General features: G+C 63.2%; 10 protein-coding genes. 8 read left to right on the plus strand and 2 right to left on the minus strand.

From position 1 onward, the window contains the following. The first annotated feature begins 39 nt into the window (after nt 1–39). Together smc and CRI93_RS15565 are read left to right on the plus strand one after the other, a co-directional pair. Nucleotides 40–3,597 (plus strand): chromosome segregation protein SMC, encoded by a 3,558-nt coding sequence (smc, locus tag CRI93_RS13460; RefSeq protein WP_098063165.1) that lies wholly within the window; start codon nt 40–42, stop codon nt 3,595–3,597. Between the two features lie 421 nt (nt 3,598–4,018). Then, nucleotides 4,019–4,141, plus strand: coding sequence for a hypothetical protein (locus CRI93_RS15565; protein ID WP_281252699.1), 123 nt, complete (start codon nt 4,019–4,021; stop codon nt 4,139–4,141). Between the two features lie 60 nt (nt 4,142–4,201). Here the strand turns inward: CRI93_RS15565 and CRI93_RS13470 are convergent, their stop codons facing one another. After that, nucleotides 4,202–4,840 carry a chloramphenicol acetyltransferase gene (locus CRI93_RS13470; protein ID WP_098063166.1) on the minus strand — a complete coding sequence of 213 codons (639 nt, stop codon included), beginning with the start codon at nt 4,838–4,840 and terminating at the stop codon, nt 4,202–4,204. A 66-nt stretch (nt 4,841–4,906) separates the two neighbouring features. After that, entirely contained in the window at nt 4,907–5,419 is a 513-nt protein-coding gene (locus CRI93_RS13475; RefSeq protein ID WP_098063167.1) for a DUF411 domain-containing protein, read from the minus strand. A 218-nt stretch (nt 5,420–5,637) separates the two neighbouring features. On the opposite strand from CRI93_RS13475, the gene trkA reads away from it, so the two are divergent. From trkA to CRI93_RS13505, 6 genes are all read left to right on the plus strand, one after another. Continuing rightward, nucleotides 5,638–6,993, plus strand: a complete 1,356-nt coding sequence (gene trkA, locus CRI93_RS13480) for a Trk system potassium transporter TrkA (protein WP_098063168.1) — start codon at nt 5,638–5,640, stop codon at nt 6,991–6,993. A gap of 57 nt (nt 6,994–7,050) precedes the next feature. After that, nucleotides 7,051–8,571, plus strand: a complete 1,521-nt coding sequence (locus CRI93_RS13485; RefSeq protein ID WP_098063169.1) for a TrkH family potassium uptake protein — start codon at nt 7,051–7,053, stop codon at nt 8,569–8,571. Between the two features lie 425 nt (nt 8,572–8,996). Beyond that, nucleotides 8,997–9,488, plus strand: a complete 492-nt coding sequence (locus CRI93_RS13490) for a hypothetical protein (protein ID WP_141491721.1) — start codon at nt 8,997–8,999, stop codon at nt 9,486–9,488. A 114-nt stretch (nt 9,489–9,602) separates the two neighbouring features. Continuing rightward, nucleotides 9,603–13,286: an efflux RND transporter permease subunit gene (locus CRI93_RS13495; protein ID WP_098063171.1), complete on the plus strand. Its 3,684-nt coding sequence runs from the start codon at nt 9,603–9,605 to the stop codon at nt 13,284–13,286. 226 nt (nt 13,287–13,512) lie between these two features. Next, a complete protein-coding gene (locus tag CRI93_RS13500; protein WP_176521878.1) occupies nt 13,513–14,811 on the plus strand; it encodes a TolC family protein in 1,299 nt (432 codons plus the stop codon). Between the two features lie 111 nt (nt 14,812–14,922). Then, the gene (locus CRI93_RS13505; protein ID WP_176521879.1) at nt 14,923–16,818 is read left to right on the plus strand and encodes an efflux RND transporter periplasmic adaptor subunit; all 1,896 of its coding nucleotides are present in this window, start codon (nt 14,923–14,925) and stop codon (nt 16,816–16,818) included. Nucleotides 16,819–16,843 lie beyond the last annotated feature (25 nt).

Here is a 16,843-nt window from a genome sequence, read left to right on the forward strand (position 1 = left end):
ACACGCTGTACGGGTTTTGCTGGTTACCTTTTCTGCTGTATGTATCTCCGCACGCTCTCACTTCACGGATTTAAAAGCTTTGCCGACCCGACCGAGGTCGACTTTGACCCGGGCATTACGGCCATTGTGGGGCCGAATGGATGCGGTAAGTCGAACATCGTTGATGCGGTGCGCTGGGCCATTGGCGAGCAGCGCCCCACCGTACTCCGGTCGGAGAAGATGCAGAACGTCATCTTTAACGGCACGGACGCGCGCAAGCCGCTGGGCATGGCCGAGGTGCAACTGACTATCGAGAACAACCGCGACATCTTGCCCACTGAATACTCCGAGGTGTCGATTGGGCGGCGGCTCTTCCGCGACGGCACGTCCGAGTATCTGATGAACGATACCACCTGCCGCCTGAAGGACATCACCGATCTGTTCATGGATACGGGCATGGGCGCGGATGCCTATTCGGTGATCGAACTCAAGATGATCGACGAGATCGTCTCGGGCAGCAATGAGGACCGACGCCGCATGTTCGAGGAGGCCGCAGGCATTACGCGCTACAAGATGCGCCGCCGCCAGGCCCTGCGCAAGCTCGACAATACGCAAGACGACCTGGAGCGCATCCGCGACCTGACGGGCGAGATTGGCTCGCAGGTCAAGCGTCTGAAGCGCCAGGCTGAAAAGGCTGCCGAGCACGAGGAACTCACGGAGGAGCTGCACGAACTGGAACTGCAGCTGGCGCAGAAGGAGTACGACCGCCTGCAGGCCCAGCACGCCTCGGTGGCCGCGGAGCAAGAGGCGGCCCAGATGCGGGCCGACACCGTTGAAGAAAAACACGATGACGCCGAAGACCGCCACGAGGCGCTGCGCCGCACGCTGAATGCGCAAGAGGAGGAACGCGATGCCCGTCGCGAGGCGCTCCAAGACCATCGCGCCCAGATTAGCGAGTGGGAGGCGGAGCTGCGCCTCCAGAATGAACGCCTGTCGCGTGCCCAAACGGACCGCAGCGAAGCGCAGTCCGCTCAGGAGCGCGACACCATGCGCCACCAAGAAGTGCGCGAGCGTATCCAGGAGGCCCAGGAGCAACTTCAGGAGGCCCGCCCGACACGCAAAGAAGCCGAAGAGGCGCTGAAGGAGGCTTCCGAGCGACGCGAGGCGGCGGAAGCGCGCGCCGAGACGCTCCGCAGCAACGTTGACGAGGCCCGTCAGGCGCTCAATGCACACGAAAAAGAGCAATCGGAGCGGCGCCGTAGGCTCGACCGCCTCACCAATCGCCTCGACCTTCTCGAAGAGGCGCAGGAGCATGCCGCCGAGCAGAAGGAGCAGCTCGCCGACACCGCATCCGACCGCGCAGCCCAAACGCGCGAGGCCCGCGCCGCCATGCATACCGCCGAGGCCCAGCTCGGCGATGCCGAAGAAGCGCTCGCTGATGCGCGCACCCGCTACGACACCGCCCGCGAGACGCTGGACACTGTTGAGTCGGCCTACCAGGAGGCCCAGCGCCGCCGCGATACTGCCGCTGCCGAGGTCGATCTACTGCAGGGGCTGGTCTCCAGCTACGACGAGTTCTCCGACGCTGTGCAGCACCTGGCCACCGAGGGGCCACTCCCCGACCTCCTTACCGTGGCCGACGTGCTCGGCTGCGACGATGAGTGGCGGGTGGCGCTGGATGCGGCACTCGGCGCGTGGGCCGAATGCATTGTGGTTCAGACGGATGCGGAAGCTCACAAAGCCATCCAGGCCCTGCGCCAGGACGAGGCAGGCCAGGCCACCTTCGTTGTGCTCGACCGCCTCCCCACGCCGCCTTCAGTCTCCGAGGCGCCCGCCGATACGCAAGTCCTGCGCAATCAGGTGCGCGTCACCGACGACACCTACGCGGCGTTGGCCGACGTGCTACTGCACAACAGCTTTGTGGCCGAAGACCTCGAATCGGCTCAACAGGCCGCTGCCGATGCCCCCGACACTGCCACGATCTATGCACCAACGGGCGAGTGGGCCAGCACACACGGGCGGATGCGCGGGGGCAGCCGCCAGGAGCATGCGTCGCCGGTGGCCTCGCGGGTGGGGCGCCGTGAGCAACTGGCTGAGGCCGAGGCCGAGTGGGAGGCGGCCCACGACCAGTGCGAAACCCTCAAGGCCGAACGCAACGGCGCCCGCGCTGACTTCGAACAGGCCGAGTCCGATCTCGACGATGCCCGCACGGCGGTCAACGAGGCCCAGCGTGCCTACGACCGCGCTGAGTCGCGGGTGGAGCAGGCCACGCAGGAGCAAGACGACGCCGAGGCCCGTCGCGACGAACTGGCCGATCGAATGGCCGAGCGCGCGGAGGAACTGAGCGAACTCCGCACCGAAATCGAAACGGTGCGCACCGCAGTGCAGGAGGCCGACGACACGCTGCAGGAGCTGCGCCGCACCCGCCAAGATGCGGAGTCGGAGCTGGGGCGTGCGGCCGAGGCCGAGCGCGAAGCCGCCGAGGCGCACAACGAGGCGCAACTCGCGGCGGTGGAGGCACGCAACCGCGTGCAATCGCTGGAGCGAGAGCTGGAGCGCCTGCAGGAGCAGCGCGACGAGATCGCCGAGCGCATCGAAGAGCGTAGCGCCCGTGCCGACGATCTGTCCACAACCATCAGCGACACCAAGACCGCCCGGCAAGAAACCCAGCACAAGCTGGAGCAGGCCCGCAACGAGCGTCAGGACTACCAGGAGGCGGTCGACGCTGCCGAATCCGCCCTGCAGGAAACGCGCGACCAAGTCAGCGAGGTGGAGCAGACGCTGCGCACGCTGCGCCAAGACCGCGAATCCGCCGTGCAGAAGGAAAACAAGGCCGCCGTCCGGCGCGCTGAAATCGACACACGGCTCGAAGAGCTGCAGTCGGCCATCGCCGAGGACTTCGACCGCGACCTGGACGACGACCCGGTCGAATTGCCCGACGATTTCGATGTGGATGCGGCCCAAGACCGTGTGCGCTCGCTGCGTGGCAAGCGCAACCAGCTTGGCAATGTGAATCCGCTGGCGGTGGACGAATATGCCGAGACCAAAGACCGGCTCGACTTCCTGACCGAGCAGCAGGAGGATCTGGAGGAGGCCGAGGGTACGCTGCTTGAAACCATTAGCGAGATCAACACCAAGGCCTCCAAACGCTTCGAGGAAACCTACGCCTCGGTGCGCGAGAGCTTCCAGAAGTTGTTCACCGATCTGTTCGGCGACGCCGCCAACGCCGACCTGGTGCTGGCCGATGCCGACGACCCGCTCGACGCGCCGATCGAGATCCACGCCCAGCCCCCGGGCAAGCGACCCAGCACGCTCGAACAGCTCTCCAGCGGCGAGAAAACGCTCACCGCCATTGCGCTGCTCTTTGCCATCTACCTGGTGAAGCCCAGCCCGTTCTGCATCTTAGACGAGGTTGATGCCCCGCTCGACGATACCAACGTGGAGCGCTTCATGAACCTGATTCGGCGGTTTGAGCAGGATACGCAATTCATTCTCGTGACCCACAACCAGCGCACCATGGCCCTGGCCGACCGCATGTACGGCGTCACGATGCAGGAGAATGGGGTGTCGGAGCTGGTCGGTGTGGAGTTCGACGAAGCCGTGGAGCTGGCAGGCTGAGGGCGGCGTGCTCCTGCTGACACGTTGCAGCGCCTTGTCTGCGGTGATCGCTTTCCTGATAAGAATCTGTTCTGAGGCGAACGGGCGCAGGCTTTTGATGCGTGTACCGGCATCCCAGGTGCTTGCGGAGGCAGAGCCTCCCGGCTGGGCGTCACGAGACAGAGCCTCGCGACGAGCGGAACCGAGGGCGGTGTGCTCCTGCTGATATGTCCTGGAGCCTTGCCCAACGTGAGCCGTTTAGACAACAGTCATAAACTTCTAATCTGGAGCATCCGCATCATGGCTTCTGCTTCCGAATCTGGTGTGGCTCGAACCGTACGTACGGTCTCGCTGCGCAAATCCTCGTCTGATGCTGCCTACTGGCGCGCACAGCCGCCCGAGGCACGCTGGCAAGCCGTTGAAGAAATCCGTCGCGAATATCATGGCTGGTCCCAAGACGCTCCACCCCGACTTCGTCGCGTTTGTCGAATTGTTAAACGCACATGATGTCGCGTTTCATGAGCGCCACCAGGACCTGGCCGCCCTCGACAATTTAGATGGGTAGGCACGTTCTTTTCTCTCTCCTGTACCCGTCAGAATACAGATCTAAACCCGGACAACCGGATTAACCCGGCTGCTCCTCATCCATGCGCGCTTGAAACGCATCGACGAAGTCGCCCACGTGTCGCCCATCCACCAGCGCATGATGCACGTGAACAGAGACGGGCATGGAGCGCATGCCGTCGTCGGACTCGGTCATCTTTCCAAAGGCAATTTTCGGCGCGCTGTCCGCAACGCCGAAGTGGCGGGCGTGCGAGAGCGCGGTGAAGTCGAGCCACGGAAGCGCCGTGATGTGGAGCACGTTTGCGCTCGCGGTGGCGGGGGCAAGCTCCGTTCCCGCACGTACCCGTTCGATCTCTGTGGTGGCCGCCGCGGTAAATTGCGACCAGTTCTCGTGATACTCGATGTAGGCGTATCCGAAGGTCCCGTCGGGCCGCTCGATCGTGGGAGAGGCATGGACCTGGTCGTGCACGTAGACGTCGCCATCCTCAATCCGAAGCCGAAACGGCTCGACTGCATTCGCAGCTGCCAGCGCCTTGTGTAGGTAGAACAGGAAGAACGACTGCGCTTTGCTTTTGCAGTGCGCATAGGCGCGGGTGCAGTCTACATCGACGCAGACGCCAAAGAACGGCTCATCGAACGTTCGGAAGAACTTAAAATGCGCTGCACGCGGCCATGTGTCGAGGTCCAATTTCTGTTTCATCGGTACCGTGAGGCAAGCGGGCAGTGACGTACAGGCGGAGTGCTGCAGGCTCATTCAGGCAGGGGGTTACTGCCCGTAGCTGGCGACCACGCGGGTGCCGCCTTCGCTGGTAAAGGCCAGCACATCGTACGGGTCGAGGCGGTTGCCCTGCTCCATTCCGGGCGAGCCAACCGGCATACCCGGCACCGTAAGGCCCTGGATGCCGTCGGGCGCGTTGCTTAAGAGCGCCTTGATGTCATCGGCGGGCACATGCCCCTCAATCACGTAGTCGTCTACGATCGCGGTGTGGCATGAGCTAAGCTGTTGCGGCACCCCCGCTTGCTGCTTGACCGCTCTCATATCCTGACGCATTTCTGATGCGACGGTAAATCCTTCCGCCTCCAGGTGTTGCACCCACTTTCCACAGCACCCGCAGGTCGGGCTCTGGTACACAGTAATCGTGGGCAGCGGCGTTCCGAATCCGGGTATGGTTCCCGAAATAACGCCGGTTTGCGAAAGCCCAAATAGCAGCGCTACAGCCAGGGCCACGCCAACCCCGAGGCTCTTGAGTGTGGCACCTATCGATAAATTGCTGAACATAGTGGTTTGACGTAGTAAGATATTGACACGTACATTTTGCCTTACGGCGTTCGCACGCGTAGGCTCCACGCTGCACCCGGCCCACAGACCGTGCATCGTTGCTTTTGTGCGTCTTCACACTTCAGGGTAGGTCTCTTGTTGCGCTTTCCCGCCTTGTGAGATACGTTAGGTAATTGCTTTAATTCAAGCTCTTTTTTTGCCCACTGTCCCCTCTACGCATGCGTATCGTTGTCATTGGTGCCGGTGAAGTCGGATTTGACGTAGCGCGCATGCTTTCGGAAGAGCAACACGACGTATTCGTCGTCGACAACGATGCCGACGTGCTGCATCGCGTGCGGCGCAAGCTCGATGTAATGACTGTGCATGGCAACGGCACCTCTGCAAGCGTTCTGGAGGATGCCCGGATCCATGAAGCCAACATGGTCGTGGCCGTTACCGCTGTCGACGAGGTAAACCTCGTGGCTTGCATGATGGCCGACCGCCTGGGCGTGCCCACTACCATTGCTCGCACCCGAACCAGCGAGGCCGAACGCAAGCAGGCGGTCCTCAGCACGCAAGACTTTGGCATCGACCTGGCCATTCATCCCGAAGAAGCCGCTGCCGCCGAGGTCGTCCGGCTGATTCAGCGGGCCAGTGCCTCGGAGGTGCTCACGTTCTGCGCCGAACAGCTTCAGCTCATTGGCGTCCGCATCGATCCAGACAGCGAGGTGGTAGGCGCCAGCATGAAAGAGCTGGTCGCCATTGATGCCGATATCGACTTTCGCATAAAGGCGATTCTACGCGGCAACAAAACGATTTTGCCCGACGGTGCTGAGCGCATTCAGGCTGACGACCATCTGTTCATTATGACACGGCCTACCTGCGTATCCGCCGTTACGAAACTCCTGGGCAAGAAGGATATGCAGATCCGCCACATCATGATTGCGGGTGGAACGCGCGTAGGCGTTCGAACGGCCCAGCACATCATGCGCGACTGTCCTGACTGCCGCGTCAAGCTCATTGAGCCCAATGCTGACCGCGCCGCCCAGCTTGCTGCCGACCTGCCCAATGTGCTCGTGCTCCAGGGCGACACTACCGATGTGGAGCTGCTCGTGGAAGAGGGGCTCAAGGATATGGATGCGTTCGTGGCGGTGTCTAACAAGGAGGAGGCCAACCTCGTGACGTGCCTCATGGCCAAGGAGTACGGCGTGCACAAAACGGTGGCGCAACTCTCGAAGGTAGCGTACATCCCCATGAGCGAGCAGCTCGGGCTTGATGCCGCCGTAAGCACAAAGCTGGCTGTATCGCACGAGGTGCAGCGCTTCTTTCGGGGGCAGCATGTGCTGAGCGTAGCCACCGTGCACGGTCTCAACGCGGAAATTCTCGAAGCGTACGCCTCACCCGGCGCCCCGATTACGCGTGGGCCTCTGCACAAGCTCGACCTGCCCGACGGCCTGCTCGTAGCAGCGGTGAACCACGAGAACGGCCCGATCGAAATTGCGACCGGAGATACGCACATTCAGGCCAACGACCGGGCTATCGTCTTTGTGTTGCCGACCTCGGTAGAGCACATCGAATCGCTCTTTGGCACGTAGCGGGACATCGGTGCGCGTGCTCCTCGTCCTCTCTTGTTCGCTGTTTCCTGCCTTGCCATGACCATACACTGGATTGCCATTGCCCGCACGCTGGGCGGATTGCTGCTCTTTGCCGGGGCGGCGTTGCTTGCGCCTGCTGGGGTGGCGCTCGGATATGGCGAAGCCGCATGGTGGAGCTTCGGCGGGACCGCGCTGGGCACGCTGGCTACAGGCGGCGCCCTGTGGTTCGGACTGGGGGGCGTAGCGCCCCAAGACAAAGACCTGGGCATCCGTGAGGGATTCGTCATTGTGGCGCTGTCATGGGTGGTGCTCTCGCTTGTCGGTGCGCTTCCGTTTGTGATTAGCGATGTGCTGCCCTCCTACACCGATGCGTTCTTCGAAACCATGAGCGGCTTTACCACCACCGGCGCCACCATCTTCGGCGGCGGGGGCAACATGGACATCGAGGCCATGCCGCGTTCCTTTCTCTTCTGGCGCAGCCTGACGCACTGGATTGGCGGCATGGGTATCATCCTGCTCACGCTGGCCATCCTGCCCATTCTGGGCATTGGTGGCTTCCAACTCTATCGGGCCGAAGTGCCCGGCCCCTCAGCCGACAAGCTCACGCCGCGCGTTCGCGAAACCGCCCGCCGCCTGTGGCTCGTGTATGTCGGCATCACCGCAGTGCAGGTGCTATTTCTGCTCCCGGCCATGAGCGGATTCGATGCCATCAACCACGCGTTTGCCACGATGGCCACCGGCGGCTTCTCCACCAAAAACGGCTCGGTGGCCGACTTCGACTCGGCCTATGTTGACGGTGTTATCACGCTGTTTATGGTGCTGGCCGGGATGAACTTTGCCCTGCACTACCGCATGCTGCGTGGCAAAGCCATTACCGTCTGGCGGGATACGGAGCTGCGCGTCTACCTCGGCATTATTGTCGCAGCCACCGGGCTCCTCGTCGTTTCTACATGGTCGGTCTCGGGCGTCAGGCTCCCCGTCGCTTCCGAGGCCCAGACCAGCTTCGCAGGCTACGACTCGCTGGGCGAGGCGCTGCGATACGGTGTGTTTCAGGCCGTGGCGATTATCACTTCGACCGGCTTCGGCACCGCCGACTACGAGATGTGGCCGCCCCTGGCTGTGGGTGTTGTCTTCCTGCTCTTTTTCTGCGGCGGCATGGCGGGCTCCACCGGCGGCGGCGTGAAGGTGATGCGCCATGTGGTGCTGGCCAAAAACGCCCTGAACGAGTTTAAGCAGCTGGTGCACCCAAGAGCCGTGCTGCGCACGCATCTCAACGGACAGCCCATTGCCCCTGCCGTGCTGCGCAACGTACTGCTCTTCGTGGTACTGTATATCCTGCTGCTCTTTCTGGGCACGCTGGCGCTGGCTGCGCTGGGCCAGGACCTCTGGACCGCATTCGCCGCGGCGCTCTCGTGCGTGGGCAACATCGGGCCCGGCTGGGGCACCGTGGGGCCGACCGAAAACTACGCGCACCTGCCCGCCCTCAGCAAGTGGATCCTCTCGTTTCTCATGATGGCCGGACGCCTCGAAATCATTACCGTGCTCATCGTCTTCACCCCGGCGTTCTGGCGGCGGTAATCGATTTGGGATGTTCGATTTTGGATTTTAGAGGGGAAAGCATGAGGGTATAAACGCTGTACAGGGTCTACAAAAATAGGCCCACTATTAACCTGGTGTCCCGCTCGTCGCAAGGCTCGTGTCTGTTTAGCGTGGTTCAATAACCGCCCGGGATATCCGCTCCTGATCTCGGGCTAAGGAAACCCATAGCCGGGGATCGCTCGCATCCCCGGCGATCTTTGGGCTGAATGCTATGGGCACCGCTTGCGTCACGCGTGATGGTACGCTAAACAGATCCTGAACTTGATCCAGGATCCAGCACATGCGAACCTGATCCGGAGACGAGCGCAGCGAACGCACACAGCAATCCATTCACTGCCCCGGAACCCGCATTCCTGCGTTTGGTACAGGCAACATCCAATGTCTTTGTATTCCGAAGTGGCTTCGTGGCAAAAGCACCCCACCGCTACCGGTTTGGCGTAGCTTTCGTCATGGTTGCTCTGTTGATGAGCAGCCTGGCGCCTATGGTGCAGCGCGTCTGCGCACAGATGAGCACGACGCACGCTCAGCACATGGATGCCGCTACGCCCTGCTGCCATGCAGAACACGCAGGCGCACACCACGATGGTGCCGCACCCTGCCCCGAATCGCCTGATCGCGGCTCGGAGTCTAACTGCGAAGATCGCCTCCACGACCCATCGCCCAACGCAACGCTTGGCACGGACCAGTGCTGCGACCTGCACCTCGATCAGCATAGCGCCGAGGCCACCGCGCCGCGCGTAGTGCTCGTGCCTGCGCCCTACAGCGCACTGGCATCGGCCCATGCCGTATCGGTTGACATGCCGTCCGAACGGCCCACGAGTGCGGTGTCCTCGCGCGGACCGCCTCGCGTTGCTTCCACCCCGCTCTTCCTGCAACACGCCGCACTTCTACGCTAATCTGTCGTCGTGGACTTCGTCGCTGAAGCGGTATGTCCACCCGTGCGGATGCCGTCTGCATCCGCCTGAACCGAGCCTTCCCCTGCCCTCCGTAGCTCGTTGAACGACGGTTGTATGTCTGTAGTCGATCGTGTCATTGCGTTTTTTCTGGATAACAAGCTCATTGCGGTGCTTCTGCTGCTGGCCCTGGTGGGCTGGGGCGTGGCTACGGCGCCATTCGATTGGGAACTCGGTGGCTTCCCACGCGATCCGGTGCCGGTGGATGCCATCCCCGACATTGGCGCCAACCAGCAGATTGTGTTCACGGAGTGGCCGGGCCGCTCGCCACAGGACATCGACGACCAGATCACGTATCCGCTGACGACTGAGCTGCTCGCACTGCCGGGCGTAGAGGCCGTGCGCTCCAGCTCCATGTTCGGGTTCTCGATGATAAACATCATCTTTGAGGACGACATTGCGTTCTACTGGAGCCGCACGCGCATCCTCGAAAAGCTGAACGCCCTGCCCGATGGCACGCTGCCCGACGGCATCCAGCCCCAGCTGGGCCCCGATGCCACCGCGCTCGGGCAGATCTTCTGGTACACGCTCGAAGGCCGCGACGGCGACGGCAATCCCACCGGCGGGTGGGACCCCCACGAACTGCGCAGCATCCAGGATTTTCAGGTCAAGTACGCCCTTTCGTCTGCGAAGGGCGTGGCCGAGGTCGCCAGCATTGGAGGCTACGTGCAGGAATATCAGGTCGACATCGACCCGGTGGCGATGCGCGAAAGCAATGTATCGGTGACGGACATTGCATCCGCTATACGCAAGAGCAACCGCGATGTGGGCGCACGTACACTGGAGATGAACCGCGCCGAGTATGTGGTGCGCGGGCGCGGGCAGATTGAGTCGATCAGCGACATTGAGGAGAGTGTGGTGGCGGTGCGCGAGGGCAACACGCCGCTTCGCATTCGTGATGTAGCCCGTGTGTCGATGGGTCCGGCGCAGCGGCGCGGCATGCTCGACAAGGGCGGCACCGAGGCCGTAGGCGGCGTGGTGGTGGCGCGCTACGGGGAGAATCCGCTGGCGGTGATTGAGCACGTCAAGTCTAAGATTGCAGAGATTGCGCCCGGCCTGCCCTCAAAAACGCTGGACGACGGTACCGAGTCGCAGGTACGCGTCGTGCCGTTCTACGACCGCGCGGGGCTGATCTACGAAACACTTGGCACGCTCGAAGAAGCGCTGTCGCTGCAGATCCTGATCACCATCATCGTGATTATGATCATGGTGATGCATCTGCGCTCCTCGTTTATCGTGTCGGCGCTCTTGCCGGTGGCGGTGCTCGTGGCGTTCATCTTGATGCGCTACGTAGGCGTGGATGCCAACGTCGTGGCACTGGCGGGCATTGCCATCTCCATCGGGACGGTCGTGGATATGGGCATCATCATGACCGAGAACATGCTCACGCATCTCGACGAGGCCCACCCCAACAAATCGCGCCGCGACGTGATCTTTGCAGCCGCGAGCGAGGTGAGTCCCGCCGTCATTACCGCGCTGGCCACCACCATCGTTAGCTTCCTGCCCGTGTTCTTGCTGCAGGCCGAAGAAGGCCGCCTGTTCGGTCCGCTGGCGTGGACGAAGACCTTTGTGCTGCTGGCGGCGCTCGTCATCACGCTGGCGCTCATTCCGCCGTTTGCGCACTGGCTCTTTACGCGCACCGTGGGCCGCCGATGGGTCCGCACCGTGGGCAACGGCGCACTTGTAGTGGGCGGAGCCGTGCTGTGGTTTTGGATGGCGTGGGCTGGATTTATCCTTTTGGGACTGGGCGCGCTCGGCCTGGCGGTGCGCTTTACCGACCGGCAATCCTGGGTGGATCCGCAGCGCCTGCGCACATGGCAGCCGTATATCGCGGTAGGCATCATCGTGCTCGGGCTCGGGTGGCTTCTGGCGGATGTATGGCTTCCGCTCGGTCCGGATAATCCACGCATCGCAAACCTTCTCTTTGTGGTCGGGGCCGTAGGCGGTGTGCTGGGCGTGTTTCTGCTCTTTCAGCGCTACTACGAGCGCATGATGCGCGTTCTCATCGCCCGCAAAGCATTGTTTCTGGTCGTCCCGCTGCTTCTGCTCGTGGCCGCTGTCTTCAGCGCGCAGACGCTCAACCGCGAGTTTATGCCCACGCTCGACGAGGGCTCGTTCCTGTTGATGCCCACCGCCATGCCGCACGCCGGCACCGAAGAAGCCATCGACCAGATGCGTGCCATGGACATGCGCGTGAGCAGCATCCCCGAGGTCGACATGGTTGTGGGCAAAGCCGGGCGCGCTGAGTCGGCCCTCGACCCGGCGCCCCTCTCCATGTTCGAAACCGTGATTCAGTACAAAAGCGAGTACCGCACCGACGCATCGGGGCAACGCCTCCGGTTTCGGGTGGATGACACGGGCACCTTCGTGCGTGATGACACTGGCGCGCTCATCCCCGACCCCGACGGACGCTACTACCGGCAGTGGCGCGATGGCATCCAGTCGAAAGACGACATCTGGGAGGAGATCGTGCAGGCCGCCGACCTGCCGGGGCTGACCTCGGCCCCGCGCCTGCAGCCCATCGAAACGCGCCTTACCATGCTGCAGACCGGCATGCGCGCACCCATCGGCTTTCAGGTGTTTGGTCCCGACCTCGAAACCATCGACGAGGTCTCCGTAGCCCTCGAAGATGTGATCCGCAGCGCCGACGGCGTACGCTCGGGATCCGTCTTTGCGGATCGCGTGGCCGGCAAGCCGTATCTGGAACTGGACATCGACCGGCCCGCCATCGCCCGCCATGGCCTCACCATCAACGATGTACAGGAGGTCATCCGCGTTGCCATTGGCGGGGCGCCGCTCACCACCACCGTCGAGGGACGCGAGCGCTACCCGGTGCGGGTGCGCTACGCCCGCGAGGCCCGCAGCACGCCCGAGCAGATTGAGCGCATCCTCGTGCCCACACCCACCGGAGCGCAGATTCCGCTGGGCCAGCTGGTGGAGCTGGCGTACGTCGAGGGTCCCATGACCATCCGCAGCGAAGACACCTTCCTCGTCAACTACGTGACGTTCGACGCCGCCGATGGGGCTTCCAGCGTCGAAGCCGCCACCAACGCACGTGCTGCGGTCGAGGCTGCCATCGACCGCGGTGACCTGGAGATCCCTGCGGGCGTGACGTACCGCCTGGCAGGCGAGTTTGAAGACCAGCAGCGCGCTACCAATCGGCTTGCGCTCATCGTGCCGATTACGCTGCTGCTGATCTTCCTGCTCATCTACTTCCAGTTTCGGTCTACAACGACCGCGTTTATCATCCTATCGGGCATTGTGCTGGCGTGGAGCGGCGGATTTGTGCTGCTCTGGCTCTACGGGCAGAGCTGGTTCCTGAACGTCAGTGTGCTGGGTACCGATTTGCAAGCGCTCTTTCAGGTCGATCCGATCAACTTGAGCGTGGCCGTGTGGGTCGGTTTTCTGGCGCTCTTCGGCATTGCCGTGGATAACAGCGTGGTGCTGGCCACCTACCTGCAGCAGCTCTTTGAGCGCAAGTCGCCACAGTCGGTCGCCGCCATCCGCATCACCGCCGTGGAAGCCGGGATGCGCCGCGTACGCCCCTGCCTCATGACCACGGCCACCACGCTGCTGGCGCTGCTGCCCATCTTGACGACCCCCGGCAAAGGCGGCGCGATTATGGTGCCCATGGCCGTGCCCATCTTTGGCGGGATGCTCGTGCAGGTGCTCTCGCTCTTCCTCGTGCCTGTGCTCTACGCGCTCTGGAAAGAGTGGACGCTGAACCCAGCCGCCGCATGATGCCCCACGCGCATTTTCCACAGGCCTTCCACCGCTATCATTACAGCTCATGCTTTCCACGACGAAGCGACGCACAAACAGCAGCGATTTTCTCACTACAGAGCCTCCCGGCCTTGAAGCCCCGGGCGGCGCGAATCGTCGAGGCCGGGGGAGACGCAGGGGGGGCGGGTACAGAGAAGCATTCTGGTGCTCGATACTTGCCCTGTGTGTCGCGTTCGGAATATCCGTGTCTGCCACCGCCCAGGACCTCCCCTACAACGACCTGCTCACCGAGCCCGCGCCCGACGCCCTAACTCCGCTGGACGACTACTTTCAGGAAGCCGTTGCCAACAACGCCGCGCTGCAGGCCGAATACCAGGATGTCGTCGCGCAGTCCAACGTTGGCGCGCAAGTCGGTGCCCTGCCCGATCCAGAGGTCAACCTCGCCTTCTTTGCGAATCCGCCCGACCAGGAAGGCAGCCTGCCCGGACGCCTGTCGGGCTCGGTGATGCAGATGACCCCGTGGTTCGGGACCCGCAGCGCCCGCCGTAGCGCCGCCGATGCCCGCACCCGCGCCCTGCAGCAGCGCCTGGAGCAGCGCGCCCTCAACCTGATGCGCGACGTGCAGGCCACCTACGTCTCATACTATCGCACGCAGCGAGCCGTGGAGCTCACCGAGCGCAACTTGGCGCTGCTCGAATCGCTCGTTCCCACGGTCGAGGCGCGCTATGAAACCGCGCAGGCCCGCAGTGGGCAGGTCGACCTGCTTCGCATCGAGATGGAGCGCGACGAACTGCGCACCCGCCTCGCATCCCTCCGCGAGTCCCGCCGTCCGCTCCGCGCCCGCTTCAACGAACTCCTTAATCGGGCCGGAGACGCCTCTATCGACCTGCCTGAGGAATTGCCCGACATGCCGCTCATGCTGGCCGGACAACAGGTTCAGGCGGATGCCGAGGCCATCGCCGACCTGCTCATCTCGCGCAACCCTGGATTGCAGTCTTTTGATGCACAGCTCCGGGCGGCCGAACACACCGAGCGCGCCGCCCGCCTCGACGGCTGGCCGCAGTTCGGACTGGGTGTGCAGGTCATGGGGCGCGACTTTATGCAGATGCGCACCATGCAGCGCATGAACGAGGGCGTGGCGCTGATGGCCACCATTCAGGTGCCGCTCTTTCGCGGAGCGTATCGCGCCCAGCAGCGCGAGGCCACGGCCCAGCGCCGCGCTACGCGTCACCGGCAGACGCAGCAGGAAAACGAACTGCGCACCACCATCGAAACACACGTGCAGACCTACCGCGATGCCACGCGTCGCATCGAGCTGCACCGCGAGCGTCTGCTGCCGCGTGCTGCGCAAGCGCTCAACATCCTGCGCGAAGACTACCAGGCGGGGGGCTCCGACATCGACGAGGTGATTCGCATGCAGCGCCAGATGCTCGACTATGCTATTGCCCTCGTCGAAGCCCAGGCCGATCAGCACACCGCCCGTGCCCGCCTCGAAGCACTCGCCCCCATGCCCAACCGCCCCACGCCCGACTTCGCTCCCTGATTTCTCCGGCCGGGGCGCTCCATAGCATGCCTCTGCGCCTTGCCTTCCCGTACGGGCACATCGGCGATGTGCCCCAACGCGCTCTCTGACTACCGACCTGATACATCAATCATGCCTACAACAAGAAACATCCTCATCGGCACCGCCCTCCTGGCCATCGGACTGCTGCTGGGCGCTCTGCTCTTTGGCGGCTCCGCAACGCTCGATGCGTCCAGTACCGCCTCTAATGACACAGACACGACCTCCGTATCCACCCAGCCCGAAACCTGGACGTGCTCCATGCACCCGGCGGTGCGACAGGATGAGCCGGGCAGCTGTCCCATCTGTGGGATGGACCTGATTCCTGCCAATCAGGCCGATTCGGGCGACGATCCCTACAGCATGGTGATGACCGACGCCGCCATGCAGCGCGCGCAGGTGCAAACGACCGAAGCGGTGAGCGGTACGCCCAGCAGCGAGGTTACCCTCTCTGGGCGGCTCGCGGTCGATGAGCGCCGCCTCACCACCGTCACCACGCATGTGGACGGGCGCATTCGCGAGCTTATGGTGGACTTTACGGGCGCGTCCATCCGTGAAGGCGCACCGATGGCGACGATCTATTCGCCTGAACTGATTAGTGCCCAGCGCGAACTGCTGGAGGCACTCAAGCACGCGGATCGCAATCCGCGCATGGTCGAGTCGGCGCGGCGGAAGCTGGAGCTGTGGGAGCTGTCGGACGCAACGATTCGCGGGATTGAGGAGGCCGGCGAAGTGCAGACCGAGGTGCCCATTGTGTCGCCGGTATCGGGCACTGTCATGGACCGCCGTGTATCTCGCGAGCAGCATGTGCAGGAAGGCACCATCCTCTACGAGGTGGCCGACCTGAGCACGCTCTGGGTGGTATTCGAGGCGTATGAGGAGGACCTACCGTGGCTACGCGAGGGGCAGACCGTCACCTTTTCGATGCGCGGCAACGCCGGCCGCACTCAGGAGGCCACCATCAGCTACATCGACCCAATGGTGGATCCGCAGACCCGTACCGCTCGCGTGCGTGCTGAGCTGTCGAATCCGAACGGACGCCTCAAGCCTGACATGCTCGTGCGCGGCACCGTGCAGAGTCCGATGGATAACGAGGCGCTGCTTGTGCCCGACAGCGCGGTGCTGTGGACGGGTCCGCGCTCGCTGGTGTACGTGCAGGATCGCGCATCCAATTCGCCCCGCTTCGAGGCGCGCGAAGTGACGCTGGGTCCGCGCGTGGGCGACCGATACGTCATTGAAGATGGCCTAACGGAAGGCGAGCATGTCGTGACCAACGGGGCGTTTCGCGTCGATAGCGCGTTTCAGCTTGCCGACCGCCGCAGCATGATGAACGTTGAGCCGGGCAGTGGATCAACACCGGGTCACGATCATGGCGGAATGGGCGATGGAGCGATGGAGGATAGCGAGATGGAGGATGGAGCGATGGATCATCGTGGGATGGACCATGACGAAGCCGACGCCGCCGCGCACCCGACCCAGGTGCCCGACGATGGGGCGCACGACAATCTTGCCACGCCCGAGACGACCTTCCGCGATGCTGTGCCCGATGCCTTCCGCGCCCAGTTGACCCGCGTGGTCGACGCGTATCTGGAGGTGCGGGATGCGCTCATCGCCTCCGACGAAGCCGCCGCTCGTTCGCATCTCCAGGACATGCAGGACCGTCTGGACGCCGTTGACATGATGCAACTTAATACCGAGCCCCACGATGCCTGGATGCAAGACCTGCGCGCTATGGAGTCGCACCTGTCGCACATTGGGGCCACCGACGGACTGCAGGAACTCCGGGCCGAGTTCAACACGCTCTCGCTCGTGCTCGCCTACAGCATCCAGCGATTTGGGGCGGATGTGGAGGTCTATCGCCAATACTGTCCGATGGCCTTCGACGAAGAGGGCGCCTACTGGATTAGCGACGAAAAGGAGATCCACAACCCCTACCTGCCCGAAAATATGCTGCGGTGTGGCGAGGTGGTGGAGCCGTTAACCGAGTGAGCCCCCCGTCCCATTTGCTGCTGTT

The organism is Longimonas halophila, from assembly GCF_002554705.1.
GTDB classification, from domain to species: Bacteria; Bacteroidota; Rhodothermia; order Rhodothermales; family Salinibacteraceae; genus Longimonas; species Longimonas halophila.

Excerpts from the sequence above, each read along its gene's own strand:
- smc (WP_098063165.1), top strand. The coding sequence starts at position 40 with ATGTATCTCCGCACGCTCTCACTTCACGGATTTAAAAGCTTTGCCGAC.
- CRI93_RS15565 (WP_281252699.1), top strand. The coding sequence starts at position 4,019 with ATGGCTGGTCCCAAGACGCTCCACCCCGACTTCGTCGCGTTTGTCGAA.
- CRI93_RS13470 (WP_098063166.1), bottom strand. The coding sequence starts at position 4,840 with ATGAAACAGAAATTGGACCTCGACACATGGCCGCGTGCAGCGCATTTT.
- CRI93_RS13475 (WP_098063167.1), bottom strand. The coding sequence starts at position 5,419 with ATGTTCAGCAATTTATCGATAGGTGCCACACTCAAGAGCCTCGGGGTT.
- trkA (WP_098063168.1), top strand. The coding sequence starts at position 5,638 with ATGCGTATCGTTGTCATTGGTGCCGGTGAAGTCGGATTTGACGTAGCG.
- CRI93_RS13485 (WP_098063169.1), top strand. The coding sequence starts at position 7,051 with ATGACCATACACTGGATTGCCATTGCCCGCACGCTGGGCGGATTGCTG.
- CRI93_RS13495 (WP_098063171.1), top strand. The coding sequence starts at position 9,603 with ATGTCTGTAGTCGATCGTGTCATTGCGTTTTTTCTGGATAACAAGCTC.
- CRI93_RS13505 (WP_176521879.1), top strand. The coding sequence starts at position 14,923 with ATGCCTACAACAAGAAACATCCTCATCGGCACCGCCCTCCTGGCCATC.